This window comes from Nocardia alba NBRC 108234, from assembly GCF_001612665.1.
In the GTDB taxonomy this organism is placed as follows: Bacteria; Actinomycetota; Actinomycetes; order Mycobacteriales; family Mycobacteriaceae; genus Nocardia; species Nocardia alba.
Genome location: NZ_BDAX01000047.1, coordinates 1 through 24,546, shown reverse-complemented (window position 1 = coordinate 24,546; position 24,546 = coordinate 1). Strand labels below are relative to the sequence as shown.

The window sequence follows — 24,546 nt, the reverse complement described above, 5'->3', positions numbered from 1 at the left end:
CCAGGGGGAATGATGAGCACGGCAAACCTGACCGATGTCGAGCGACAAGTGCTCGACGCCCCTGAACCCGGTGGCCTGATCACTCCCGACATCCGTGCCCTTCAAAGCTGGCCAGAGGGTGCAGGAGCGGCGCGCCACTACGTCTCGGCGGCTGAGGAAGTCTCCGTCGGTGGATCGGCGCGGGCAGTAGCGTGCCCGGCGACCGGCACGCCCGGCCGACTCGGAGACGGTCGATATGTGGCGCTGCTCGGTGCCTTGTCCGGCCTCGAAAACGAAGGTTTGGTCTGCGCTGTGCCACTGCCCCCGGCAGAACTGAACCAGCGCGCCAGCGATTGTGTCCGACCCAGACCAACAGCCCTGGCCGAGGGCGACCTCACGCCGTCGCTCGCCGACCTCGTAAAGGCGTTCGATGCGATGAAACAAGCCGGTTGGTTGCGATGACCCAGACCAACCCCACCGCGGCCTTTGCCGAGACACCCCGGACACGATGCGAGTTCTACCGGGGCATGTGCTCGCTACCGACCGTCATCGACCCGGCAACGGGGCGAATCACGATGCGGGCCGGATTCGTCGGGGCGGTGATGATGCCGATCGGTTTGGCCCAGCAGGTCAAAACCAACCTCGATGTGCGCGGTGTCGCGCCGTTGTCGATCATCGGGCACCCGCGCGCCAACATGTGGACCTTCCTAGCAAGGGCCGATATCCAGCCGATCGGCGACCCCGACGAGGTGGCGCGATTGTGGAAGGCGCGGGTGGTGGTAATCCGCGATGGCGATATCGCCTTGCCGTCCCCGGTACCCGACCCGCTGATGATCCGCACGTGGGTGTCTCCGGCTATCAGTGCGTTCCGCCCGTCGGGGGCCGTGGTGATCGAATGCGCGTTATCGATCTTGAGGCAGACTCGACGATGAAAACCGGCGGCCACTCACCATGCCCCGACGAACCCGACATTCGCATATCTGTCGAATTAGCCGGTGTGCGAATACATTTCGCCGCCTGCTTGGCCGCTGCACTGGTGTTCGTCTGCGATGGGCCACCAGCCGCCCCGGCACGGTCACCGTCTACCCCGGTCACTGCGCCGGAATGCACCGCCTTCCCAACGAGCGGCTGTTCCTACAGCCCTGACCAAGGCACCGCGTGCCTTTCGACAACCCACTGACCTTGGCACGGCCCAGTGAGACCACACGAATTCTCACTCGGCCTTCCCTACGGATTCAGCACCCAGCTGCCTGAAACCCGTGCGCCTACGCCGCCATCGGCAACTCGCCCTCTGAATAGTAGCAACTAGATACCCCTTAATGGCTTGCAGTACAGCATCTTTCGCTGGCACATCTCTATATAACGAAGCCGCGTCCAGCATCTCAACCGCTCGCGCCGCGGCAGACACCGCGATCCGGCACATGACAACGGAGGACTCGATGAGCATCCACCAACTGGTCGTTATCGGCTACGACGAGATCGTTCGCAACAAGTACATGCCCGTCATTCGGGACGCGATCGCTGAGGGCCACCTCGATTCCTGGTCGCTGATAGACCTCGAATCCGAGCGAGAGGTCGTCGAAGCGCGGCTTGTCGGCGCGGACCCGCAGCCGCGCACGAAGTTCTTCGTCCAGTCCGATCGGGGCGACCCCGCACTGGCTCTGGAAACAGCCCAGACAGCGCTGCGTTTCCTGCGGCTGCCTGGCCTGCCGATGCTGGCCTACATCGCCACCGAGGTCGGCTCGCACGAGCAATATCTGCGCCGGTGCGTAGCGGAAGGAATCAACTCGCTGGTAGAGAAACCGGTTCTGGCTCCGATGATCGATGGAGCGTTCGAACCCGCACTGATCTCTACCACCATGGCCGAGCTGATCGCCGACGCCTCAGGAAGGACAGCGCGGCACTCGGTGATGACCTTGAGCCGCTACCACAGCATCTACAACGACCGCCTCATCCAGCCGCTACGCGATCGGATGCTCGCGTGGAAGGCCCCACTGACCTCATTCCATCTGCGGGCCGCCGGCGGAGTCTGGAATCTGTCACACGAGTTCGTGACCCGTGATGACCACCCGTACCGTCATGGGTACGGGATGTTGATGCACGGCAGCTACCACTACGTCGACCTCGCGGTCCAGGTGCTCGCGCTCAACAAGCCGCTTTTCCGGGGCCGGCCGCTGCGATTGCAGGTGTGCTCCTTCGACGCTTTTCCCGCGGACCAAGGCCAGCGAGTGTCTGCCCCGGCAACGAAGATGCTCGGCGGACACTCGAAATGCGCTGCGCTGGCACGTGAACCGCGCCGCTACGGCGAAACCGACATCACCTCCACGTTCCGACTGATCGACGCCGAAAGCGATACCACGATCACCCTGGGCACTCTGTCTTTCGAGCAGACGACACCGTCGATTCGGAGCTGGCGAGCCTTCCCTGACGGGGTGTACAACAAGAACGGCCGGACCAGCAGCGTCGACTTGGAAGCGCAGCTCTCGACGCTGTACTCGGTGCACATCCACTGCTACGACGTCCCGCGCGGGCCCGATGCCGACAAGATAGGCGCGGTCGCGGAGATCCTCACCCGCGCCAATGCCTCGTTGCTCACCGACGATGAGTACGTCTCGCGTGAGACTTTCGACGGCCTCTTCCACAGCGATAGTAACCGAGCCTTGATGCAGAACTGGTTGCGCGGCACGGAAACCCGCAGCCGACTGCAGGACCACTACCTGCCGATGCGTGTCACCGAAGCTCTCGCCCTATCGCTGCGCATCCCTGGCCAAATCGTCGAAGTCGACGGATTCTAGGAACCACACGTGTACCTAGCACGCTCTCAAAAAGACGTCACCGCCTTCTATCTCGCGGCACTGGCCAGTGAAGCGCCGACCGCGGAGCGGCTATCGGCACCGGTTTCCGACAGGTTCGCCGAATTCCTGAACGCTATCGACGTCCGGGCTCCTCGAACCGCCCTCGACCTCGGCTACGGCAGAGGCACCTACGCCGTGGCCTTGGCCCGAGCCGGCTTCGAAGTCGTGGCCGTCGACCAGGTCCCGACCCAGATCCTGCGTTCACGGCTAGCGGGGCTCGCGGACCTGGCCGACCGGATCAATGTGGTCCAGCAGAGGATCGAAAACTTCTCCGTCGAAAGGCAATTCGGCGTGGTCGTCGCCAAAGATGTCCTGCACTACCTGCGCCAGGATCAAGTCCGCGAGACCCTGACTCGCTGCATCCAGCGTGCCCCGATCGGCACAGGGCATTTCCTCGAGGTGTTCACCGACATCATCCGCACCGACCGGCAAGGACGTCGAGTGTTGATCGAGGACGAAGCCGCCTACACCGCCGACACCTTCCGCACCACGATCGAACGCCTCTACACCGGATGGAACTGCCACATGAGCTTGACCCGACACCGCGAACGCAATACCGACTCTGCCCACAACTATTTCGAAGCCAACAGGATCACTGTCCACGGGCACCGCACCACCGACCATGAGCCCCGTCGATGAGAAAACACCCGCTCGGCCTCACGGTCATCGTGCCTTGCTACAACAGCGGACAGTTCGTTCTGGAGGCGGTCGACTCTGTTGCGCGACAACCGATGTCGAATCCGCTTGAGATCATCGTGGTCGATGATGGCAGCGACGACCCAGAAACGCTGACCAGCATCGACGCTTGCCGCGAGTTCCCCGATGTCCGCGTCGTGCGGCAAGGCGCTAACGGTGGCGCCCAAGCCGCCCGCAACGTCGGCCTCGACATTGCCCGCTACCCCTACGTCCTGCCACTGGACTCCGACGACCGGCTGTCCACCGATCCAGCCCTCCTCGTAAACGGCAGCTACCCCGAACAAGCGGTCCAGCTCCTGGCCTCCTCACCGCACCTAGCGTTCATCCACACCTACTCGCAGATGTTCGGCGCGTTCAACGGGCTAACGATCTCGGCCTATCCCTGCCGTGAAGAGCTGCTGGTCCGCAAACACCACGCACCGATGTCGATCGTCTACCGGCGCGCCGATGCCCTCGCCGCGGGCGGATATAACCGGGAAGTCCGCAAATGGCAGGACTGGGCGTTCGCGATCAGCCTCCTCGCCGCCCGCCACCGGCGCGGCGAAACGAACGAGATCAGCTGCATACCGCGCCCGTTCCACGGGTACCGCGTTCACAGCCGTTTCGCCCGTCTGTCCGCCGCCCAGGTCGATGAACTGGAATCAGTGCGCCTCGTGGTCGAGAAGAACCTCGACTACTTCCATGCGGTCCTCGGCGACGATCGCCCTTCCGCCGAAGTGGCAGCGTTCGTCTGCGCTAGCAAACCCGACCGGTTGACCGACCTGCTGCACATGGCCGCCGCCGACCTCGACCAAGCCCTGACGCTGGTTCGAGGTCGCAAAGCCACCCTCGGCAGTCCTGTCGACGTTCTGGGAATCCCATGACCGACACGAATGCGACGCCACCTCCCACCGGCACCGAGGAGACCAGCGATGGGCAGGCAATATGCTGGGCGACTGTGACCGATACCCACCGCCCCGACAGCGCCGACCCCACAACCCTGCCGACGACTTTCGTACCGGTAGAACTAGAGGGTGAGCTGTATGTACGGTGGGTAGCCAACGGCTACTTCAAAGCCGACGAGACCAGCGACAAACCCGCCTACACCGTCGTCATCCCGCCCCCTAACGTCACCGGCCGCCTGCATATGGGCCATGCCTACGAGCACACCCAGATCGACGCGATCACCCGCCGCAAACGCATGCAAGGCTTCGAGACCCTGTGGCAACCCGGTATGGACCACGCGGGCATCGCCACCCAGAACGTGGTCGAACGCGAACTCGCCAAAGAGGGCCTCTCCCGCCACGATCTCGGCCGCGAAGCGTTCGAGCAGCGTGTCTGGCAGTGGAAAGCCGAGTCCGGTGGCGCCATCTCCGATCAGATGCGTCGCCTCGGCGACGGCGTCGACTGGGACCGCGAGCGGTTCACCATGGACGAGGGGCTCTCGCGCGCCGTCCAGACGATCTTCAAACGCCTCTACGACGACGACCTCATCTACCGGGCCGAACGCATCATCAACTGGTGCCCGCGCTGCGCGACCGCGATCTCCGATATCGAGGTCGACCACAAGGACCTCGACGGCGAACTGGTCTCGATCCGCTACGGCGAGGGCGATGACCAGATCGTTGTCGCGACCACCCGCGCCGAAACGATGCTCGGTGACACCGCCGTGGCCGTGCACCCCGACGACCCCCGATACAGCCACCTCGTCGGTCGCGAGATCGAGCTGCCGCTGACCGGCCGCCGTATCCCCGTAGTCGCCGACGAGCACGTCGATCCCGAGTTCGGTTCCGGCGCGGTGAAAGTCACTCCCGCCCACGATCCCAACGACTTCGAGATCGGCCAACGCCACGACCTGCCCTCGCTCACGGTGATGGACGACCACGCGATCATCACCGCCCCTGGCCCGTTCCAAGGGCTCGATCGTCTCGAAGCGCGCAGCGCCGTCGTCGCCGCGTTGCGAGCCGATGGACGGATCGTCGCGGAGAAGCGCCCCTACTCGCACGCTGTTGGGCACTGCTCGCGCTGCGGCACGGTGATCGAGCCGCGCCTGTCGATGCAGTGGTGGGTCAAGGTCGCGCCGCTGGCCAAGGCTGCCGGTGACGCCGTTCGTGACGGGCACGTCGCCATCCATCCGCCCGAGTTGGCTGGCCGCTACTTCGACTGGGTCGACAACCTGCGCGACTGGAACATCTCCCGCCAGCTGTGGTGGGGACACCGCGTCCCGATCTGGTACAGCCCGACCGGCGAAACCAGGTGCGTCGGCGCTGACGAGACCGCCCCGGATGGTTGGACATCGGATCCCGACGTCCTCGACACCTGGTTCTCCTCGGCACTATGGCCGTTCTCGACCATGGGCTGGCCCGACCAGACCGACGCCCTGGCGAAGTTCTACCCGAACAGCGTGCTGTTCACAGGGTATGACCTGCTGTTCTTTTGGATCGCCCGGATGATGATGTTCGGTCTCTACGCCACAGGGCAGCCACCGTTCACTGAGATCGCCCTGCACGGCATGGTCCGCGACAAGCACGGCAAGAAGATGTCCAAGTCGTTCGGGAACGTGGTCGATCCGATCGAGTGGATGGACTCCTACGGCACCGACGCACTCCGCTTCGCCCTCGCACGCGCCGCCAACCCCGGCACCGACGCACCGATCGCGGAAGAGTCCGTTGCTGGCAGCCGCAACTTCACCACGAAGCTGTGGAACGCAAGCAGATTCGCACTCCTCAACGGTGCAACCACCGCCGGGCTACTGCCGCCGGTCGACAACCTCTCAGTCACCGACCGTTGGATTCTGTCGCGCCTCAACGTCGTGATCGCCGAGGCCGACGGCTACTACGAGGACTACCAATTCGCGAAACTGTCCGACCTGCTGTACCACTTCGCCTGGGACGAAACCTTCGACTGGTACCTTGAACTGTCCAAAGCCGTATTCGCCCAAGGCGGGCCAGCCGCAGAGGTATCGCGTCGGGTCCTCGGACACGTGCTCGACACACTGCTGCGGCTGCTGCACCCGCTCGTGCCGTTCGTCACCGAGAAGCTGTGGACCATCCTCACCGGTGGTGAATCGGTCGTGATCGCCGATTGGCCGCAAGATTCGGGCTTCCGGGACCCGGCCTCCGAGGCTACGGTGGCTCAGTTGCAGCAGCTCGTGACCGAAGTTCGGCGGTTCCGGTCCGAGCAGGGTGTACGAACCAGCCAGCGAGTGCCCGCCGAACTCACCCTCACCGACGCCATGGCGGGCCACGAACCGGCAATCCGGCAACTACTGCGCCTCGATCCCCCGACAACCCACTTCCACTCGACCGCGGCACTGCCCATAGGCGACTCACGGATCAGTCTCGACTTGTCGCAAGCGATCGACATCGATGCCGAGAAGCGTCGCCTCGAAAAGGATCTCGCCGGCGCCGTCAGAGAAGTCGAGGCTGCGGCTAAGAAGCTGAGCAACGACAGCTTCCTCGCCAAAGCGCCCGATGACATCGTCGCCGGTATCCGCACCCGTCACCAGAACGCCGAGCTGGACGCCCAGCGAATCCGCGAGCAACTCACCGTGCTGCTCGGATAGCCCTTCGACCGACCGCGAGGCCCGGACACTGTCTGGCCGTACCCTCGTCACAACACAGGACAGCGGGCCTCGCGGCACCCAAATCTGACATTTTCATACCGGGACCGAGTTTGGTCCGAGCAGGTTCACCGCCGAGCGTGTAACTAGTGGGCCGTATTTGAAGTTCTTCGGCGGTCAGCCTTGGCCAGGATCTGCTCAGCGGTCTTGGTCCAGACGAAGGGCTTCGCTCGTGGGTTCCAGCCGTTGATGAACTCGCGGATCTTGGTCGTCAGCTCGCGGACGTTGCGGAAGGTGCCGCGGTGGATGGCTTGGCGTTCGATGATGCCGAACCACACCTCGACCAGGTTCATCCACGAGGCCGACGTCGGGGTGAAATGCACCCGGATACGGGGGTTTTCGGCGAGCCAGTCGCGGACCTCGGCCTTCTTGTGGGCGGCGTAGTTGTCCATCACCAGGTGGAGCTCACCGTGGGGATAGGCGCGGGCGACATGGCGGAGGAAAGCGAGAAACTCCTGGTGGCGATGGCGGGGCTTGCAGACGCCGGTGACCTTGCCGGTGGCGATTTCCAGCGCCGCGAACAGGGTGGTGGTGCCGTTGCGGATGTAGTCGTGGGTTTGGCGTTCGGGGACCCCGATCTGCATCGGCAACGTCGGTGCGGTCCGGTCCAGCGCCTGGATCTGGGATTTCTCGTCGACACAGAGCACGATCGCGTTCTCTGGTGGGTTCAGGTAGAGCCCGACGATGTCGGTGACCTTGCCGGCCAGTTGCGGATCGGTGGAGAACTTGAACGTCTCCGACCGCCACGGTTGCACCCCGTACTCACTCCATACCTTCGACACGGTGCCGTGCGCGATACCGAGGTGATCGGCCAGCAGTCGCGAACTCCAGTGTGTGACACCGTATTTGCGGGGCGGAGGGGTCAAGGTTGTGGTGATCAGTTTGTCCCGGTCCAGGGTCCGCGGCCGCCCCGATCGGTGCTCGTCATGCAACCCGTCGAGCCCGAGGGCGAGGTAGCGGGACCGCCAGTTGATCACGGTCTGCCGCGAGATATCGAACCTGCGGGCGATCTCGGCATGGGCCACACCATCGGCGGCCAGGGTGATGATCCGGGCTCGTAAGACGAGTCCGGACTTCATCGTCGTCGACCGAATCCAGGCCTGCAGGATCTCTCGGTCACCACCACGCAACACCAGAGGGGCGGCTCGCACGCACCGATTCAACCAGACCACATACTGCCCAACAACTTTGGAATCACTCCACTAGGATGGAAAGTCTTGAAACGCGAGCCCTTTCCTCCGAGCTACCGGCTTCTCTTACTGACGCCGGTGCGATCAGAAGCGATGATTAATCGGCGTTCTCAGGGGTGACTCACATGGAGGATCATTTCAACGTCGAACCCTGGCCCGGCAGGTTCTCGGCGTACGACTGGTATCTGACATTCGAGGACGCCGAGCTGGTCTCCTTGGCTCGACATTACCAACAGAACTTGAGTTCTGCTGCAGCATCGCCTCCGGTCCGACACACTCAGATCACCAAGTTTCTGAGGCGCCATGCCCCGGAGAACTCGTGAATCGTCGATCCGACATGCCTACGGCCGCCGAAGCCGCTATCGGCCACCACACCGAGAAACTACGGGCGAGGCACCAAATGGGGTTGTGCCCTGCACGTCAGGCCGGACGCTCACCCGTTTGGTTGGCGATCCGGTGGCTCATGCGCCTTCCCGTAAGATTGGGTTGATCGGGCTCTTCTTTCTACGCACCTCCGTCGGAAGCCAGTCCAAAATACCGCTCGAAGAACCACACCAGTGTCTCGACGACGCGCTTTTTCTTGTCACTGTGGCCGGACTCGCGATTGAAGCGTGAGACCGGCGGGAGGATCTTCGTGATCTCCGTGCCTGTGGTGCGGACCTGCCCGTCTCGGAATGCTGCTTCTATAAATGCACGGGTCTTATCGGGCTTGAGCTTCTGCTCCTCAATTATCACTGCCAGCTCAGCGTCGCGCTTGGCATCGATGTATGCCTGCCACTGTTCATCCACAGCGCTGTCCACAGACAGAGAGTCGACGAAATCCTCGACCAAGTCGCGTTTGCTACGCAGACTAGGGCTGGCATCGACGGCGCGTGAGATCTGGGCGCGGATCTCCCTGTTCTCGCCGTCACCTCGCTCGGAGCGCATCTTCTCGACGAGCATCAGAATGTAATCGACGTTGATCTCGACCTGCTTGACGAGCTCGATCTCGAAGACAACATCTTCGTTGATGCGCTCTTTCTCCCCGTCGGTAGTCGCGCGGAATTCCGCATACAGGTTGAGGTAGACGCTGCGGTAATTCTGATGCTGGCGCTCCGTCAGCAAGTCCTGGCCTTCGAAGTCATCGAACTCAGTCAGGATGTTGTGCAGTCGAAGGACGGCACCGAACAGGTTGATGAAGTCCTTCTGTGCCTGCTCACCTTCGATTGGCGCATCAGCGGGGAACAACTGCAGCAGCTCGGTGACTTTCCCTGAGTACTCGCCGTAGTACTCGCCGTACGAGGGCACGACGACGATGCCTTGCGCATCCTTGTTACCAAACAACTCCAGCGCCGCGTTCGTCTCTTCCTCAAGACCACGGAAGACGACCACGTTGCCATGTCGCTTCACCGAGTTGAGGATGCGGTTGGTGCGCGAGTACGCCTGGATCAGGCCGTGCATGCGCAGGTTCTTGTCGACGAACAGGGTGTTCAGCGTCGTCGCGTCGAAGCCTGTAAGGAACATGTTGACCACTATGACAAGATCGATCTCGCGGTTCTTAATTCGCTGCGACAGGTCCTTGTAGTAGTTCTGGAACTTGTCTGCGCTGGTGTCGTAGGTCGTGCCGAACATCGCATTGTAGTCCTGGATCGCGCCTTCCAAGAACAAGCGCGCGTCGCCCGCCAGCCCATCGGTGTCGAACGCCTCGTCGTCGAGGATGCCATCGTCGGCAGCCTCGTTGGCGCCGTAGGAGTAGATGATGCCGACCTTGAGACACCTGTCCGGCGTGAGCGACTCCTGCCGCATTTTGAACTGCTGATAATAGCGCTGCGCCGCCTGGATCGAGGCGGTAGCGAACAGCGAATTGAAGCCACGGACGCGCTTTCGCTCCTTGAGCACCTCTGCCCGGCGTCGTGTGCGCGTAGACTCTGCCACGTTGGTGACAACGAGATGCTCGTAGCCGGTCTGGCGCTTCGTCTTCTGGTCGAAATGCTCCAGGACATACGCAGTGATATCGCTGATGCGGCGCGGATCGAGCAGCACCTTCTCACGGTCGATCGCCGAGATCTGCTTGTCGTCAGGATTGCCGACCTTGAACGTGTTGATGTAGTCGATCCGGAACGGCAGGACGTTCTTGTCCGTGATCGCATCCATGATCGTGTAGGTGTGCAGCTTGTCGCCGAATGCCTGTTCCGTGGTCTTCAATAGGAGGTTGCCACCACTGCCGGAGTTAGCCGCGAAGATCGGTGTGCCAGTAAAACCGAACAGATTATAGCGCCTGAATGCCCGCGTGATGTCCGTGTGCATGTCACCGAACTGCGAGCGGTGACACTCGTCGAAAATGATCACCGCGTGACCCGAGAACACCTCGTGGCCCTTGTTTGCGTTGATGAACGTCGACAGCTTCTGGATCGTCGTAATGATGATCCGCGCGTTCGGATCCTCCAGCTGCTTCTTCAGGATCGCTGTCGACGCGTTCGAGTTGGCCGCGCCCTTCTCGAAACGGTCGTACTCCCGCATGGTCTGGTAGTCCAAGTCCTTGCGATCGACTACGAACAGCACCTTGGCAACATCGGGCACCTTCGATGCCAGCTGCGCGGCCTTGAACGACGTCAGTGTCTTGCCGGAGCCCGTGGTATGCCAGACGTACCCACCGGCATCGACGGTGCCCAGTCTCTTGCAATTGGTGGATATATCAATCTTCTGCAGGATCCGCTCCGTCGCCACTATCTGGTACGGGCGCATTACCAGTAGATCGCGGTCTGCGGTCAGAACGCAATACTTTGTGAGGATGTTGAGCAGGGTGTGTTTGGCGAAGAACGTCTTGATGAACGCCGTGAGGTCGGCAATGGGTTTGTTGTTGGCGTCTGCCCACCAGGACGTGAACTCGAAGGAGTTGCTCGACTGCTTCCCCTTGGCCGTGCCCCTTGCCTTCTTGGCCTCGTCCAGGCGCTTCGCGCGGGTGCTATTCGAGTAGTACTTCGTCAATGTGCCATTGCTGATTACGAACAGCTGCACGTACTCGAATAGGCCCGAGCCAGCCCAGAAGCTGTCGCGCTGGTAGCGGTTGATCTGATTGAATGCCTCGCGGATATCGACGCCGCGACGCTTGAGCTCGATGTGCACCATCGGCAACCCGTTGACGAGGACCGTCACGTCGTAGCGGTTCGCATAGGTCGCGCCGCCCTCACCCTGCCCGACCTCGTACTGGTTTATGATTTGCAGGCCGTTGTTATGGACATTCTTCTTGTCGATCAGCGTGACGTTCTTCGTCGACCCGTCGTCCCGCTTCAGGATCTGGACGTGGTCCTCCTGGATACGAACCGTCTTCTCAACGATGCCATCGTTCTGGCTGGCGATTTTGGTCGAGAAGAACGTCTCCCACTCCGTGTCGCTGAACGTTATGTGGTTGAGCGCCTCAAGCTGGGCACGCAGGTTCGCGACTAGCTGCGCCTCGCTGGCGATGGGGAGGTACTCGTACGCCTGCGTCTCGAAGAGGCGAATCATCTCGCGTTCAAGCGCCGCCTCCGACTGATACGCCGAAGCCTTCGCAGGCTCCGGAACATATTCCGCGACGACCGTGCTCTCAGAGGAGATCGCGATCGGGTCGAACTTGCGTACGCTTGCCGCACTCATTCTGCCAGATCCTTGAACGTCAGAAGACGGTCGCGATAGTGTGCGTACTGCTTGCGGCGTGCGCTGAGCTCGGCAGGGAGGCCGATGCTGATGTCGTTAACGAGGGCGTGGAATCTGCCAAGTACCATGACGATCCGTTCCTGCTCCTGGATTGACGGAACAGGGATCTCGATCGCACCGAGCCCCGCTGCGGACAGCCGCTTGACCTTCGCTCGCGCCACATGGCGCTCCTTCTGCCTGTGAAAGTCGGCAGTCTGGACCGCGTATGCAACGTACGTGGGGTTGAGATCGGACGCGAAGATGAACGTGTCATCGTGCGCCGCGATCGGCTCGTTCCCGAGCCAGGCGACAGCCTTCCCGACGTCCTCCACAGTCTCTCCGACGCCGGCAAACACGACACTCCCGGGCTCCGCGTATCGAAGCTGGTCACGAAGCTCGGCTCGGACTTGGCGGAGGGCGCGGTCCGCCCACGTACCGTAATCCGTGTAGATCTCGCCGTAGTGAAGGCTCGGGATCCCCGACTCGACAACATCGCTCTTCGTGAATCGGCGCCCTCGGACGAACGTGCCAAGATCAGCGAGACGTGCGCGCTTGGATCCCCCATCGCGCACCAGTGTATCTCTGTAGTACGCGTACTGGCGGCGTCGAGCCTCCCGCTCCGCGGCCAGCTCCGCGGCCAGCTCCGCCTCCAGCTCAGTGAACCTATCCAATACTCGCACGATCTCCTGTTGCACCTTGAGAGGCGGAACGGGAATACGAAATCCCAGTAGCTGAGGGCTGTTGATCGATGTGACCGAACCACCCGACTTACTTGTCGTCCGAAGAATCTCCGCCCCACAAGCACGCAGCGTGTGAGCCAGATATGCAGCAAGCACATCCTTCCGCGGAACAACTGCCTTCATGTCCTGATTGAGCGCGACCGGCACCGGTACGAGTGCAGTCGGGAACGTATGGTCAAGGATGCTGGAACGCACAACCATTGCAACTGAGGTCGGCGGTACGAGCTTCGTCGCCGACTCCCTGATTGCGGCCTCCGTAATGGTGTCAACTGACGAATCGACGATTCGTCGTCCCATGTCTTTTGGCGACACCCACGGGATCGAGCCATCCAACCAATACTCCGGCTTAGTCTTCGACGGCGTACCTCCACCGTACCACTGCCCGATTGCCGAAAGTGGCTCGAACGGCACACCCCCTGGACACAACTCCTGGATCAGCTCGTTTATGCGGTTCATGCTCATACCTCCTCACCCGCAAGCGCACCAACGTTTTCAATGTTCCAGCCGAGTTCGTCAATTGCTTGAGCAAATACGTTGTCCCGGTTGACTTCGTCGACGACTCCAAGAACCAACTGTAGGCATGGCTTAAATTTCTGAAGTGCCTCAGCCTCACTAGAATCACCGTGAATGATGCCGCTCAACTCCCGAAACAGCTGATATCCATCACTTGAAAATCGTTGGGGAATAATATTACGAACACTGTTAACCTCTTCGAGAATGACCGCGAATGGCCGCGGATTCCCGTTCCGTTTCACGGTCTCCAATCCCAATATCTCTGCGACTTCCCACGTGACCTTCTCGAAGATCTTGCGCAAGTAGATCACCGAACCAGCACCAAGACCATTCTCGTATGCGAGATATGCACGCTTGACAAGGTCTGCGAACGGGCCAGCAGCGACATCGACACGTTCGGCTCGGTCCCTCAGGTTCTCGGTATATCTCTCGACTCGAACCTCTGGGGCTCTATGGTGGAGCAGCCCAGTCGAAGCAACCAGGAACCAGGTCTCTACCGATGAACGACATACCATGCAACGCAGAGTCGCGTCGATGCTGACCTGATTGTCCCCCACACCCAAACATGAGAGCTCATCAGCCGACTCGAATGGCCTCACATCACTGCATTCATGGCAATGAAAATTATGGATGACTTTTCCAACTCGAATCCTCTTGTGCTTCCCCCACCCGAGCGGGCGATCTGAAAGGAAGCCCTCAACCTGAGCTGCCGTAACATCGGGCGCCTTGGAAAGGAGGTCAGACAACCTCATATCCTCCTGCTTCCAGATCTGCCACGATCTCGTCGATCGACGTGCGTAGCTCCGCCTGACGTTTCACGATGCGCGCGATCTCTGCGTTCAACTCTGTGATGTCGACTTCCTCGCGCGTGTCCTCGGCCTCCACATACGACGACACGGCAATGTTGTAGTCGTTGGCGGCGATGTCTTGGTTGCTGACGAGTTTCGTGAAATGGTCCTCCGGCTCGCGCGTTGTGAACGCCTTGAGGATCCTGCCCTGGTGCTCTTCGAACATCTTGTTCTTGTTGCCGACACGATGGCACTCGCCAGAGGCGTTGATGAACAGCACGTCGTTGGTCTTCTTCGACTTCTTCAGGACCAAGATGCAGGTCGCGATCGTGGTGCCGAAGAACAAGTCGGGCGGCAGCTGGATAACCGCGTCGACGTAGTTGTTGTCGACGAGGTACTTGCGGATCTTCTTCTCCGCTCCGCCGCGGTACAGCACACCAGGGAACTCGACGATGGCCGCCGTCCCATTGACAGCGAGCCAGCTGAGCATGTGCATCGTGAAGGCGAGATCCGCCTTCGACTTCGGCGCCAGCACGCCGGCGGGCGCGAACCTCTCGTCGTTGATCAAGAGCGGGTTCGCGTCCCCCTCCCACTTGATCGAGTACGGAGGGTTGGACACGATCGCCTCAAACGGCTCGTCATCCCAATGCTGCGGGTCGATCAGGGTGTCACCGTGCGCGAGGTTGAAGTCGGCGTAGTTCACGTCATGCAGGAACATGTTGATCCGCGCGAGGTTGTACGTGGTCAGGTTGATCTCCTGACCGTAGAAGCCCTGGCGCACGTTGTTCTTGCCGAGCACCTTGTCGAACTTCAGCAGCAGTGACCCTGAGCCGACAGCTGGGTCGTAGACCTTATTGACCTGCTTCTTGCCGACGACGGCAATGCGCGCAAGCAGCTCGGAGACCTCCTGCGGCGTGTAGTACTCACCACCGGACTTGCCGGCGTTGGCGGCGTACATCTGCATCAGATACTCGTAGGCGTCGCCGAACAAGTCGATCGAGTTGTCCTCGAACCGCCCCAGCGGCAGATCACCAATTGCGTCGAGCAGCTTCACCACCTTCTGGTTGCGCTTGACGACGGTCGCTCCCAGCTTGTTGCTGTTGACGTCGATGTCATCGAACAGGCCCTTGATGTCGTCCTCGCTGTCGGTGCCAAGCGCCGAACCCTCGATATTCTTGAACACCCGCTCAAGTGTCTCGTTGAGGTTCTCGTCGGCAGCTGCACGCTTACGAACGTTGGCAAACAGGTCGGACGGCAGGATGTAGAAGCCCTTCTCCGCGACCACCTCGTCGCGAGCGAACTCCGCTTCCGAGTCGGACATTCGAGTGAAGTCGAACGACTCGTCACCTGCCTCATGCTCACCCTTGTTGATGTAGGCCGTGAGGTTCTCGGAGATGTACCGGTAGAAGAGCATGCCCAGCACGTAGGACTTGAAGTCCCACCCATCGACGCTGCCACGCAGATCGTTCGCGATCCGCCAGATCGTCTTATGCAGCTGGGCGCGCTGTCCTTCTTTGGTTGTGGTTGCCATGTTGCAGTTGTTCTCCTCCGCGCCACGGCGCGATTACGTTGCTGTGAGGTGGTGGGCACAGGCTACCGGCGGCCGCCGACACGACGTGACTGCCGCGCCAGCTCTGGACGCCTGGAGCCGCGATGCGGCCCGGGAGACCATGAACGCTGAGGCGACGCCCTGTGCGGTACGGGCTACGGACAACGCAGCGACGACGGGGCCCCGACGGGGCCCGATCCACGCCTACGGCTCGGCAGGGCACGTGTACGGGGTCGGCGGCCGCCTGGATGTCCACTCCATTGAAAGATATTGCCTACCTGCCGATTACGATCAACGATCCCTCACCCATCCCCGTATGATCGGTCCGTGGCCACCGCCGACTGGTGTACACGATCGGCTTGGGGGTACGGGGCGTCAGGGTCTACGGACTTGCGTTCATTGTTCAGCTCCGGTGGCGATGACGTCGCCGCCGTCGACGTCATCGCCAACCGCCACGACGAATAAGCTTCGGTCGTGGACAGCCTCCGCGCCCACGTCGCCTCACGGTCCACGGTGCGGGTCGACGACTTCGTCAGCCCCCGTACCAATGTCCTGGTCTTCTACGGCGTCGGCGGCATCGGTAAGACCACATTCTCGAAAAGCTCGAAGCCCAAATGTGAGGTTTCCCCGCTTTCTACTTAGCTGGTAACGATTGGATTCCGCGTGTCGTGTGGGTGCGCTGAGAGCGCGAACAACTCATCGGAGGCCAGCCCAAAGACTTCGTCATCGGTGCCGAACGACATGCCAGTATGGGGTCGATCCTTCGGCTTCGTCATCCCCCAGCATCGAAGGGCGCAATGATCGAGACCCTCATCCGGCCACGGCTCGAATCCTGATGCACCACAACAGTTAGAGCTGACAGATCCACTCCTGTCGGCTGGGCTCCGCGGCCGCGAGGTCGTACAGGTGAATTCCTTGAGTTGTGTCGCCTCTCGGCGGTCTGTGATCGTGGCCCAGCAGATCTCGGTTGGATTCACCGGGCAGACTTGCCATTCGCCGCGAGCCAGCCCTCCAGATCAGCTCGGGACGGCCGGTGCTCGAAAGCTTGCTCGTACGCCTGGGTCAGCGCCGCACTGTCGTCTGGTTCAGGGAAGTCGATCTCATCGACGGACACGTCCAGCACCCATGCTAGGCGCTCGGGCGAGACATCACCGTCTTCGACCCGGCGTTGTAGCGCCTCGGCGAGGATCGGCGGCATTGCGCGAGTTGAGGATTCCTGCTGCCGGAGAATGATCGCTCTTCGGCGCTCGAAAGTGCCCTGCTCAGCACCAGCGTCAGCTCGAACGGCAACAGGGGTTGACCGCTTCAACGCCACGGCCACCTCGGTGGAGTATCGAATCTTCAGCTTGGCCAAACGATTCTTCACCGCGATGGTCGACACACCCGTCTCCCACAGAAATCGCGCGAACCCCTTGCTCCCCCATCGCCTGCCAATCATGCTGCCTAACAAGCTCCTCCGGAAGCAAGGGGTTCGCCGCGAACTCGTCGGCAGGAAGCTCTTCTGCCTCACAGGGAAGCTGGTCGCCGTTGTGATGACCGAGCGCCAGATGTGCGAGCTCGTGTGCCAACGACCAGTTGCTCCGAAACCAATTGGGAGTGGTGGCGAGCGCGATGATCGCGCGCGAACCGATGGTCAGCGAGTAATCCGTGGAGAGCATCGGCAGGCGGATCACATCGACTCCCAGTCGCGACTCCACTACCGAACCGAACTGCCGCACAAAGCTCCCGCCAACGTGGTCCGCATGTCGGCGGGATCATCGGGCAGCGGCCTACTCGGCGGAGGACCGTCAGGAAAGGCTGCGTTGTACGCGTGAACCACTTGGCCGAGGAGCTTCTCGTCATGCGCCCGTCCGGGATTGACTCGCACTCCGCGGTTGCTATCCCATGTGTGCCGAGCCGCGATTCTGACCCGCCTCGGAGCCACCGCACCGGTGACGAGCCAGTGCAGATCAGCTCCGGTCTCATCGGCGATACGCGCGAGCTCCTGTGAGGAGAACCCCCGCTCCCCGACCGCCCTCAGCTCCTCGTCCATGTTGACGATCCGACCTGCGATATCGGGAAATTCCCAACGCTTGCAGGCCCAGGATTTCGTCATGCGACGATGGCAGCCATGTCCGAGACTGCAACGATTGCTCCCATCGAGGGAGGCTGGCTGGTCCGTAGCCCTAAAGGTGCGGAGGTGGTCGTCGAGGACATCCGTTTCGCGACTTTCGACATCGCCAGGCTGATCGATCCCGCTCGCTGGTACGAGATCGCGGGTGACCTCGTCCTCGTCGATACGAGTGGCACGCCAGTGCACGCCTTCACGCTGTTCTTCGACTGGAACAACGACGATTCGCGGCTCTCTGCGGTTACCGACGGGGCGCCGCCGGAAGGATGCCGGTGGTACTCCGCAGGACCCGGTCTGCACTGTCTGCGTCCGGGCGCGACAAAGCTGGACGCAATAGCTGTGCTCGCTGCGGAACTTCGCGAAAACTATGAGGTCACAGTCGACTTCGGTTACGAAAAGGATGAATGGGACAACCAGCCGGACCGTATCGCGCACCTCCTGCTGAACGCGATCAACCGGGCGGAGTCGAGTGGCGTCGATAAGAATCAATTGATGCGCTTCATCGCCACAGTGCTCGGCCCGCGGGAGCCCACTGGCGCTGTCGGTGGTGCGGCGTAGTGTCACGCATGTCGGCGTTGCGGTGACCAATCGGAGGTTCGCGATGGACGTACTGCTCGGAATCGGAACACGTAAGGGTTTGTTTCTGGCTCGTAGCCGGGACGGGCGGGCCAGTTGGACGGTGTCGCCGCCGCAGTTTCCGGTGGCAGATGTGAAGGCGTTGGCGATTGATACCCGGCAGGAGACGCCGCGGGTGCTCGCCGGGGTGTTGAACAGTCATTTCGGGCCCACGTTGGTGGTCAGTGATGACCTTGGGGAGACGTGGAGCGAGCCGGATGACGCGCCGCTGGCGTTTCCCGAGGAAACCGGGGCCGCATTGGGCGGCGTTTGGCAGATTACGCCTGCAACTGATGCTGAGCCGGATGTCGTGTATGCGGGCGTCGAACCGTCAGCCTTGTTCCGCTCGACTGATCGCGGCCGGACGTTCGATCTGGTCAGGGGCTTGTGGGAACATCCTCATCGGCCGCGGTGGGAGCCGGGCGGTGGCGGGCTGGCCATGCACACCGTGCTGCCGCATCCGGTCGATACGCAGCGGATGGCAGTGGCCATGTCCACCGGTGGGGTGTATCAGACATCCGACGGAGGCGAATCATGGACGCCCACGAACAAAGGCGTCACCGCGGATTTCATGCCCGGCGAATTGCCGGAATGGGGACAGTGCGTGCACAAAGTCGCCCTCGATGCTGAATCGCCGAGCACCATGTATCTGCAGAACCACGGTGGTGTGTTCAGGAGTACCGACGCAGGCGTGAGCTGGCAGTCGATCGACGGTGGGTTGCCGCCGTCCAACTTCGGCTTCCCGATCGTCGCGCATCCGCGTAAGCCCGGGGTTATCTACACCTTCCCCCTGGTCGCGGACATGGAGCGCTTCCGCTTTCCGCCCGATGCCACCTGCGCGGTGTATCGCAGCGAAGACGGCGGCGAGACATGGTCGAAGCAGAACGATGGGCTCCCGCAGGTTCCCTTCTGGGCGGCGGTCATGCGCGATGCCATGTGTGCCGACGACGCCGACCCGACCGGCATTTTTTTTCGGCACCCGCAACGGCGAAGTGTATTGCAGCGCAGACGAAGGCGACCACTGGCAGCTCGTGGCCGACAAGCTGCCGGACGTGCTGTGCGTGCGTGCCGCAGTCATCGGTTAGCGCGATGGCTCGTGTCTGTCTGCCTTCCACGCTCCGCACCTACGTCGACGGCGCCAAGGAATTGGACGTCGACGGTGCGACTCTGAAGCAGGTTCTCGATGCGCTGCGCGAACGGTCGCCCGGGTTGGAACGCCGACTCCGCGACGAGCGCGGGGCGTTGCGTCGGTACGTGAACTTCTATGTCGACGGTGACGAGTGCCGTCTGCTCAACGGCCAGGACACTGCTGTCGGTGCGGGCACCGAGGTGATGATCATTCCTTCGGTCGCCGGTGGATGATCCGTATTCTGTTGGAGCACGATGCTTACCGGAAATAGGGCGTGGCCTGCACCCATTGGAACCCTCGTGAGACAGCCGGGTACTGCGCGAGGTCGACCTGGTCCAGTTGCATTCGCACCGGTCGGCCGCCGAGCGAGCCCTCCAAGATCAGCCGATCCGGTTGTGGCTGAACGTAACTGAATGTCGCGAGCTTCCATTGGTGTGTCGTGTCTTTCGACAGCGTGATGGCGTGTTGGTCGGTGTCGATCCGGGCAGGGAACGAGACAAGTGAATCGTCGAGCAGCTGCATGGTTATCCCCTGGGGGATGTCGAAGATGATGCGGCGAAATCGGTCGGTGGCGTTCGGTATTCCGCCGTTGGGCCGTGATTCGCGGAAGTCGACCAAGGCGGGCACTTCCTCGCTGCCAATCGAGTACACGGTGACGTTCCAGATGCCGTAGAGCGGTGACTTGGGACGAGCGTTGCCGTAGGTGTGCCAGCCGTCGTATGCCTCGACGGTAGTCGCGCCGAGCAGCCATACCCCCATCAGTACCTGGGCTGTCAGAAGAATTCGGCCACCGCGTGGTGTGGAAAGCAGAGGTACCTGCGGTCGAGCTTCTACGGCCTGGCCGAGGAGGGCGCGAACGATGCGCACGATGTCGGGTGCGGCCAATACCGCTACGTACAGAAACAATTGCAGGGCGAACAGCTTCACCGGCACATCGAAGGTGAGATTCATCAGCAGCACCTGAAGTGCCACGATCACGGCGAGCACAGACCCGAGCCCAGCGGTCACCGGCAGGATCAGCAGCAGCGCCGCAGCGACTTCCGCCGCACCCAATGCCATCTCATACGGCTCCGACAGCGACGACTGCGCCCACAGCACCGCCATCGGGCTCATATGGCCGAACGGTTCGACCAGCCGCTCGAGGTTGAACGACATCTGGGACGGCAGCACTTTGATCATCCCGTACAGCAAGAGAGCGCTGACCAAGGAAATACGCAACAGCAGCCGGAACCACTCGTACAGTCGCACGTAGTTCGGGCGGCGCCGGTCGATGACCGACCAGGCAGCGGTGACCGGTACAGCGACCAGGAGCAGAGTGAAGACCGCCACCCACTTCGCAGCAGTGTCGCCACTGCCAGTGACCGTGTAATCGATACGCACATCGAAGATTTGGGTGCCGACCCAGTCTGTGAATGGATGCAACGCCGTCCATTTGGCGACCTCGCTCACCGTCTCCTGCGGCACACCGAAAGTACGTAGCAACGCGTGCAGCAGCCACACCCCTGCCATCCCGATTCCGAGAACAACGAACCCGAACCGGAAGAGCACTCGGACAACCGAATGCCACCGCTTTACGACTTCCGGTTCGACGTCGACGATGGGCTCCCGCTGAGCCAACACCCCTGTCACCATCCATCACTCCTACGGTCGAAAGCCGTGCGGGTGAAACGCTATGGCAGCAAGCATGATTCGGAAATCCAGCAAAGTCGTTGCCCCAGGCATTCGGGTCACGCGTCAATTCAGAACAGTCCACACATTGCTGTCCGGCCCTTGGCCGAGGCAGAACATTTCCTCACCGTCAGGTGACGTCGCTACTCCCGAGCCCACCTCACAGGGACTACCAGGGGTACGCGTGCCGAGCAGCGGCGCTGATTGCACCCATTTCGCACTCGGCCCGCCCGCCTTGGTGCATTTGAGGGTGCTGCCGTCACCGGCGGTGGCGTAGTTGTCACCGGGCGGGGTGCAGGGGACTCCGACGGCGGGAGTCGCCTTCTTTGGTGCGATCTTGGTAGTAGTGACCGCGGTGGTGGTGCTTTCGGGCACGAACTCCGTGGTGGTGGCGGAAGTCGGTGGAGCGGAGGTCGGCGGCCGAGTCGTTACGGTGGCGGGTACCGGAGCGGTCGCGAGTGCGATTGTGATCTGTGCCGGTGCCGGTGCCGAGGTGATGAAACGCGGCGCGTCCATCGGAGCGCTGACTTCTTGGACCAACGGAACGAACTGCAGCGCCACCATTTCAGGTAATGCTTGCACCACCGATCAGCCCTCGACTTTGGTTCCCGCCCTGGGAGACTCGCTGTACGAGTACGACTCGAAACAGTCGTCAATGAGGATGGCGTGCTCGGTCCGCTGGGCGATTCCGGCGCGGTCCACAGTACTGAGCAGCCACTGGTCGGGTTGCGACATCCGACTGATCCCGATGCTCTCGACCTGGGGCGCGAACCGTCAAAGCGACGCGGCCCGGAAGCAGCTCGGTCACGCACTCCGCGGGTGCGAGCGCACTTCGGTGAACGTAGTGACGCCCACTTTCGCGCCGTTGGACGCGTCGGTGAACGCGAAGGAAGTGCCGAGACCCGGCGTCGGCGCGGCACCGGCCGAGGTGGTGGTCGGCGAATCGGCGCTCCCGCACCCGGTGACACCGACCAGAACGACTGAGACGGCGATAGGCGCCAGGTAACGCTGCATGATTGAAACCTCTCGTACGGATGCGAACCGGAAAGCATTGCACGACGCGGCATTCTGCTGAAAATGCGCCGAACACATGACCAGGGTCAGGCCGAGGCTCGTATCGCACGACGCGCCGACAGCGGAAGACGTCATCGACGGTGACGAATGCCGTCTACTCGACGGTCTGGGGACGGCGGTGGACGCGGGCACCGAGGTCATGATCATTCCGTCGGTCGCCGGCGGATAGCGAAGCGACGCGACCGTTGTCGGGACCATAGACTCAGCCGGTGAGTTCGGGTCGAGTAGTGATCGACCAGCGTTTCGAATTGATCGAACCGCTGGGTAAAGGCGGCATGGGCACCGTGTGGCGGGCCTACGACGTCGCGTTGCATCGCGAGGTGGCGCTCAAGGAGGTCCGCGATCTCGACGAGTCGGGCGCCGACCCCGGCATCCATCGCGAGCGGGTGTTGCGGGAGGCACGGGCCTTGGCGCGGATCGCGCATCCGAATGTGGTTGCCGTGCACCATATCGTCGATTCCGACCAGTACGACCATCCGTGGATCGTGATGGAGCTGGTGCGGGGCCGCGCGCTGTCGGATGTGCTGGTGGCCGGTTCGTTGCCCCCGGCGCAGGTCGCCGAGCTGGGACGGGGAATTCTCGGAGCGCTGCGGGCCGCGCACTCGGTCGGCGTGCTGCATCGCGACGTGAAGCCGGCCAACGTGATCGTGCGCGACGACGGCTCGCCGGTTCTCACCGACTTCGGGATCGCCGCTATCCACGGGATGACCGCGCTCACCTCCACGGGCAGCGTGGTCGGATCGCTGGACTACGTCGCACCGGAACGGCTGCAGGGGATCGAAGGGAATCCGGCGTCGGACCTCTGGTCGCTCGGGCTGGTGCTGTATTACGCGGTGGAGGGGCATCAGCCGATGCGCCGGGAGTCCTCGGTCGCGACACTGGCTGCCGTGATCGGGGGTCAGGTGCCGACGCCCCAGCGGGCTGGACCGCTATCGGGGGTGTTGGGCGCGTTGCTCGTCACGGATCCGGCGCGACGGCCCGACCCCGCACAGCTCGACTTCATGCTGGCCGAGGCCGCTGGACGGAACGCGCTCGGCCAGAGCGGACCGTACTTCGCGGTACGTCCTCCAAGCTCGGGACAACACCGCATTGCGGGACCGCCACATCAGTCCGGATCGCACAGCGCCGTACCCTCACCGATACATTCCGATCCCCGATTCCCTACCCCACCAATGGCATTCGCGACACCGTGGCCAGGATCGAGCCAACCGAACCACCCAGCCACTTGGCCGGAACCAGCCGCGAGTGTGATGTCGGGGCAGCCGACGACCGGATGGCCCACACCGGCCTCCCCTGTGCCGGCCTCAGCAGGTGGGGTGATGTTCCGCGAACACACACCGACCGGCCGCCGATGGGGCATTTTCGCCGCGGTGGGCACGGTCGCCGCGGTCGTCGCATTGACAGCTGCACTGCTTCTGCGCCCGGACAGCGCGGTGTCAGCCGTCGGCACCTCTCCCACCGCGCCGACGCCCTTTGCGGCCCCACTCAGCACGACCCCGGGTTCACGACCTTCGACGGCCCCGATCGCGAGTCTGCACGATCCCAAGAACCTGCGCGCCGCGCTCACCGCACTCGAATCCGCTACAGGCGGTAAACAATTCACCAGAACCACGATCTATCCGACGTTCATCTCCACCGGCGCACCCGTAGCCGCCCGCCCGAGCGTGTACGACGAGTTCACCTTCCGCGACGGCCGCGCCACCCGCACCGGCCCCGGCGGCGACCTGTCCGAACCCACCGTGGCACTCGGCATCTTCAACTGGGACGCCGTCCCCGAATTGTTCCGCGTCGCCGAACGTGACCTCGGCGTACCCGCACCGACCGCCCGCTACTTGATCATCGAGCCAGCCTGGACGTTCAACGATGACCGCCCGACCCTGCTGGTCTACGTCAGCGATGACTACGGCGGCGGCTATCTCGCCGCCGACACCGATGGCACTATTACCGACAAAGTTCCCCGCTGAGAGTCTCGTCGACACACGAAGCCGAAGGCTGTCGACCGCCCGACAATTCGCGACAGCCCTTGCCCACTGCGTCGACTACCGCTGCCGCGTTGGGGTCGGTGGGATCAGCTCCCCCACTTCACCTTCACGGCATCGCCCCGCCGAGTCGGATGCGCCGCGAGACGGTTGTTGATATTGGTGAAGGTGCGAGCGGTGTAGTCGAGTCGGTGAGCCGTTTGTGCTCGAATTCCAGTGTCTCGATACGCGTTTCGATAACGCCCTTACGGGCGATCCGTTGTTGTTGATCCTCGCCCGATACCGCCCGCGCGGTATCGCCACCGCGGCCGCATCCTGCGTCAGCGGTGGACGGTCGATCGCGTCGCGTCTATCTGCGTGCCGATTCTTCTAGTAGCCACCGAACGCAAAAAGGCCCTCAACCAAT

At 62.3% G+C, this 24,546-nt stretch carries 21 protein-coding genes; 11 read left to right on the top strand and 10 right to left on the bottom strand.

Translation table 11 applies throughout. The features are described 5' to 3' along the window. The first annotated feature begins 12 nt into the window (after positions 1 to 12). From NA12_RS34005 to NA12_RS31865, 6 genes are all read left to right on the top strand, one after another. Positions 13 to 441 carry a hypothetical protein gene (locus NA12_RS34005; protein WP_132370312.1) on the top strand — a complete coding sequence of 143 codons (429 nt, stop codon included), beginning with the start codon at positions 13 to 15 and terminating at the stop codon, positions 439 to 441. Next, positions 438 to 911, top strand: a complete 474-nt coding sequence (locus NA12_RS31885) for a hypothetical protein (protein WP_067460186.1) — start codon at positions 438 to 440, stop codon at positions 909 to 911. The genes NA12_RS34005 and NA12_RS31885 overlap by 4 nt, the downstream gene beginning before the upstream one ends. Before the next feature lie 507 nt (positions 912 to 1,418). Further along, positions 1,419 to 2,774 carry a hypothetical protein gene (locus NA12_RS31880; RefSeq protein WP_067460183.1) on the top strand — a complete coding sequence of 452 codons (1,356 nt, stop codon included), beginning with the start codon at positions 1,419 to 1,421 and terminating at the stop codon, positions 2,772 to 2,774. Between the two features lie 9 nt (positions 2,775 to 2,783). Then, entirely contained in the window at positions 2,784 to 3,473 is a 690-nt protein-coding gene (locus NA12_RS31875) for a class I SAM-dependent methyltransferase (protein WP_067460180.1), read from the top strand. Then, the gene (locus NA12_RS31870) at positions 3,470 to 4,393 is read left to right on the top strand and encodes a glycosyltransferase family 2 protein (protein ID WP_067460177.1); all 924 of its coding nucleotides are present in this window, start codon (positions 3,470 to 3,472) and stop codon (positions 4,391 to 4,393) included. The genes NA12_RS31875 and NA12_RS31870 overlap by 4 nt, the downstream gene beginning before the upstream one ends. A gap of 74 nt (positions 4,394 to 4,467) precedes the next feature. Beyond that, positions 4,468 to 7,074 (top strand): valine--tRNA ligase, encoded by a 2,607-nt coding sequence (locus NA12_RS31865; RefSeq protein WP_067460241.1) that lies wholly within the window; start codon positions 4,468 to 4,470, stop codon positions 7,072 to 7,074. A gap of 143 nt (positions 7,075 to 7,217) precedes the next feature. Here the strand turns inward: NA12_RS31865 and NA12_RS31860 are convergent, their stop codons facing one another. From NA12_RS31860 to NA12_RS34845, 7 genes are all read right to left on the bottom strand, one after another. Beyond that, positions 7,218 to 8,282: an IS630 family transposase gene (locus NA12_RS31860; RefSeq protein WP_067460174.1), complete on the bottom strand. Its 1,065-nt coding sequence runs from the start codon at positions 8,280 to 8,282 to the stop codon at positions 7,218 to 7,220. A gap of 543 nt (positions 8,283 to 8,825) precedes the next feature. After that, positions 8,826 to 11,936: a type I restriction endonuclease subunit R gene (locus NA12_RS31850; RefSeq protein WP_067460168.1), complete on the bottom strand. Its 3,111-nt coding sequence runs from the start codon at positions 11,934 to 11,936 to the stop codon at positions 8,826 to 8,828. Further along, positions 11,933 to 13,171 carry a restriction endonuclease subunit S gene (locus tag NA12_RS31845; protein ID WP_067460238.1) on the bottom strand — a complete coding sequence of 413 codons (1,239 nt, stop codon included), beginning with the start codon at positions 13,169 to 13,171 and terminating at the stop codon, positions 11,933 to 11,935. The genes NA12_RS31850 and NA12_RS31845 overlap by 4 nt, the downstream gene beginning before the upstream one ends. 2 nt (positions 13,172 to 13,173) lie before the next feature. Further along, a complete protein-coding gene (locus NA12_RS34000) occupies positions 13,174 to 13,980 on the bottom strand; it encodes a hypothetical protein (RefSeq protein ID WP_132370314.1) in 807 nt (268 codons plus the stop codon). Beyond that, positions 13,967 to 15,547: a type I restriction-modification system subunit M gene (locus tag NA12_RS31840; RefSeq protein WP_067460165.1), complete on the bottom strand. Its 1,581-nt coding sequence runs from the start codon at positions 15,545 to 15,547 to the stop codon at positions 13,967 to 13,969. The genes NA12_RS34000 and NA12_RS31840 overlap by 14 nt, the downstream gene beginning before the upstream one ends. A gap of 991 nt (positions 15,548 to 16,538) precedes the next feature. Next, complete coding sequence (locus NA12_RS34850) at positions 16,539 to 16,946, bottom strand: hypothetical protein (protein ID WP_243655140.1); 408 nt, start codon at positions 16,944 to 16,946, stop codon at positions 16,539 to 16,541. Beyond that, the gene (locus NA12_RS34845) at positions 16,840 to 17,223 is read right to left on the bottom strand and encodes an ImmA/IrrE family metallo-endopeptidase (RefSeq protein ID WP_243655146.1); all 384 of its coding nucleotides are present in this window, start codon (positions 17,221 to 17,223) and stop codon (positions 16,840 to 16,842) included. Before NA12_RS34845 ends, NA12_RS34850 begins: the two co-directional genes overlap by 107 nt. Positions 17,224 to 17,675: 452 nt before the next feature. Here NA12_RS34845 and NA12_RS31830 point away from each other — a divergent pair, with 452 nt between their 5' ends. From NA12_RS31830 to NA12_RS31820, 3 genes are read left to right on the top strand one after another with little or no spacing between them, the layout of a single operon-like run. Further along, positions 17,676 to 18,233, top strand: a complete 558-nt coding sequence (locus NA12_RS31830; RefSeq protein WP_132370316.1) for a hypothetical protein — start codon at positions 17,676 to 17,678, stop codon at positions 18,231 to 18,233. 43 nt (positions 18,234 to 18,276) lie between these two features. Continuing rightward, entirely contained in the window at positions 18,277 to 19,461 is a 1,185-nt protein-coding gene (locus tag NA12_RS31825) for a WD40/YVTN/BNR-like repeat-containing protein (protein ID WP_243655141.1), read from the top strand. Next, a complete protein-coding gene (locus tag NA12_RS31820) occupies positions 19,437 to 19,652 on the top strand; it encodes a MoaD/ThiS family protein (protein ID WP_255284117.1) in 216 nt (71 codons plus the stop codon). The genes NA12_RS31825 and NA12_RS31820 overlap by 25 nt, the downstream gene beginning before the upstream one ends. Positions 19,653 to 19,677: 25 nt before the next feature. Here NA12_RS31820 and NA12_RS31815 read toward each other — a convergent pair whose 3' ends face one another. The 3 genes from NA12_RS31815 to NA12_RS31805 all read right to left on the bottom strand — a co-directional run bounded on the left by NA12_RS31815 (position 19,678) and on the right by NA12_RS31805 (position 22,101). Then, the gene (locus tag NA12_RS31815; RefSeq protein WP_132370318.1) at positions 19,678 to 20,868 is read right to left on the bottom strand and encodes a DoxX family protein; all 1,191 of its coding nucleotides are present in this window, start codon (positions 20,866 to 20,868) and stop codon (positions 19,678 to 19,680) included. A 285-nt stretch (positions 20,869 to 21,153) separates the two neighbouring features. Next, positions 21,154 to 21,462: a hypothetical protein gene (locus NA12_RS33995; RefSeq protein WP_132370320.1), complete on the bottom strand. Its 309-nt coding sequence runs from the start codon at positions 21,460 to 21,462 to the stop codon at positions 21,154 to 21,156. Between the two features lie 429 nt (positions 21,463 to 21,891). Further along, positions 21,892 to 22,101, bottom strand: a complete 210-nt coding sequence (locus tag NA12_RS31805; protein WP_067460150.1) for a hypothetical protein — start codon at positions 22,099 to 22,101, stop codon at positions 21,892 to 21,894. Between the two features lie 76 nt (positions 22,102 to 22,177). On the opposite strand from NA12_RS31805, the gene NA12_RS34365 reads away from it, so the two are divergent. Both NA12_RS34365 and NA12_RS31800 read left to right on the top strand, forming a co-directional pair. Continuing rightward, the gene (locus NA12_RS34365; RefSeq protein WP_174551153.1) at positions 22,178 to 22,330 is read left to right on the top strand and encodes a ubiquitin family protein; all 153 of its coding nucleotides are present in this window, start codon (positions 22,178 to 22,180) and stop codon (positions 22,328 to 22,330) included. Between the two features lie 40 nt (positions 22,331 to 22,370). After that, on the top strand, positions 22,371 to 24,125 hold the full coding sequence (locus tag NA12_RS31800) for a serine/threonine protein kinase (RefSeq protein WP_207905670.1): 1,755 nt from the start codon (positions 22,371 to 22,373) through the stop codon (positions 24,123 to 24,125). Positions 24,126 to 24,546: the final 421 nt, after the last annotated feature.

Excerpts from the sequence above, each read along its gene's own strand:
- NA12_RS31805 (WP_067460150.1), bottom strand. The coding sequence starts at position 22,101 with ATGCAGCGTTACCTGGCGCCTATCGCCGTCTCAGTCGTTCTGGTCGGT.
- NA12_RS34845 (WP_243655146.1), bottom strand. The coding sequence starts at position 17,223 with ATGCTCTCCACGGATTACTCGCTGACCATCGGTTCGCGCGCGATCATC.
- NA12_RS31880 (WP_067460183.1), top strand. The coding sequence starts at position 1,419 with ATGAGCATCCACCAACTGGTCGTTATCGGCTACGACGAGATCGTTCGC.
- NA12_RS34000 (WP_132370314.1), bottom strand. The coding sequence starts at position 13,980 with ATGAGGTTGTCTGACCTCCTTTCCAAGGCGCCCGATGTTACGGCAGCT.
- NA12_RS34365 (WP_174551153.1), top strand. The coding sequence starts at position 22,178 with ATGACCAGGGTCAGGCCGAGGCTCGTATCGCACGACGCGCCGACAGCG.
- NA12_RS34005 (WP_132370312.1), top strand. The coding sequence starts at position 13 with ATGAGCACGGCAAACCTGACCGATGTCGAGCGACAAGTGCTCGACGCC.
- NA12_RS31850 (WP_067460168.1), bottom strand. The coding sequence starts at position 11,936 with ATGAGTGCGGCAAGCGTACGCAAGTTCGACCCGATCGCGATCTCCTCT.
- NA12_RS31845 (WP_067460238.1), bottom strand. The coding sequence starts at position 13,171 with ATGAACCGCATAAACGAGCTGATCCAGGAGTTGTGTCCAGGGGGTGTG.
- NA12_RS31830 (WP_132370316.1), top strand. The coding sequence starts at position 17,676 with ATGTCCGAGACTGCAACGATTGCTCCCATCGAGGGAGGCTGGCTGGTC.
- NA12_RS31870 (WP_067460177.1), top strand. The coding sequence starts at position 3,470 with ATGAGAAAACACCCGCTCGGCCTCACGGTCATCGTGCCTTGCTACAAC.
- NA12_RS31885 (WP_067460186.1), top strand. The coding sequence starts at position 438 with ATGACCCAGACCAACCCCACCGCGGCCTTTGCCGAGACACCCCGGACA.
- NA12_RS31840 (WP_067460165.1), bottom strand. The coding sequence starts at position 15,547 with ATGGCAACCACAACCAAAGAAGGACAGCGCGCCCAGCTGCATAAGACG.
- NA12_RS31825 (WP_243655141.1), top strand. The coding sequence starts at position 18,277 with ATGGACGTACTGCTCGGAATCGGAACACGTAAGGGTTTGTTTCTGGCT.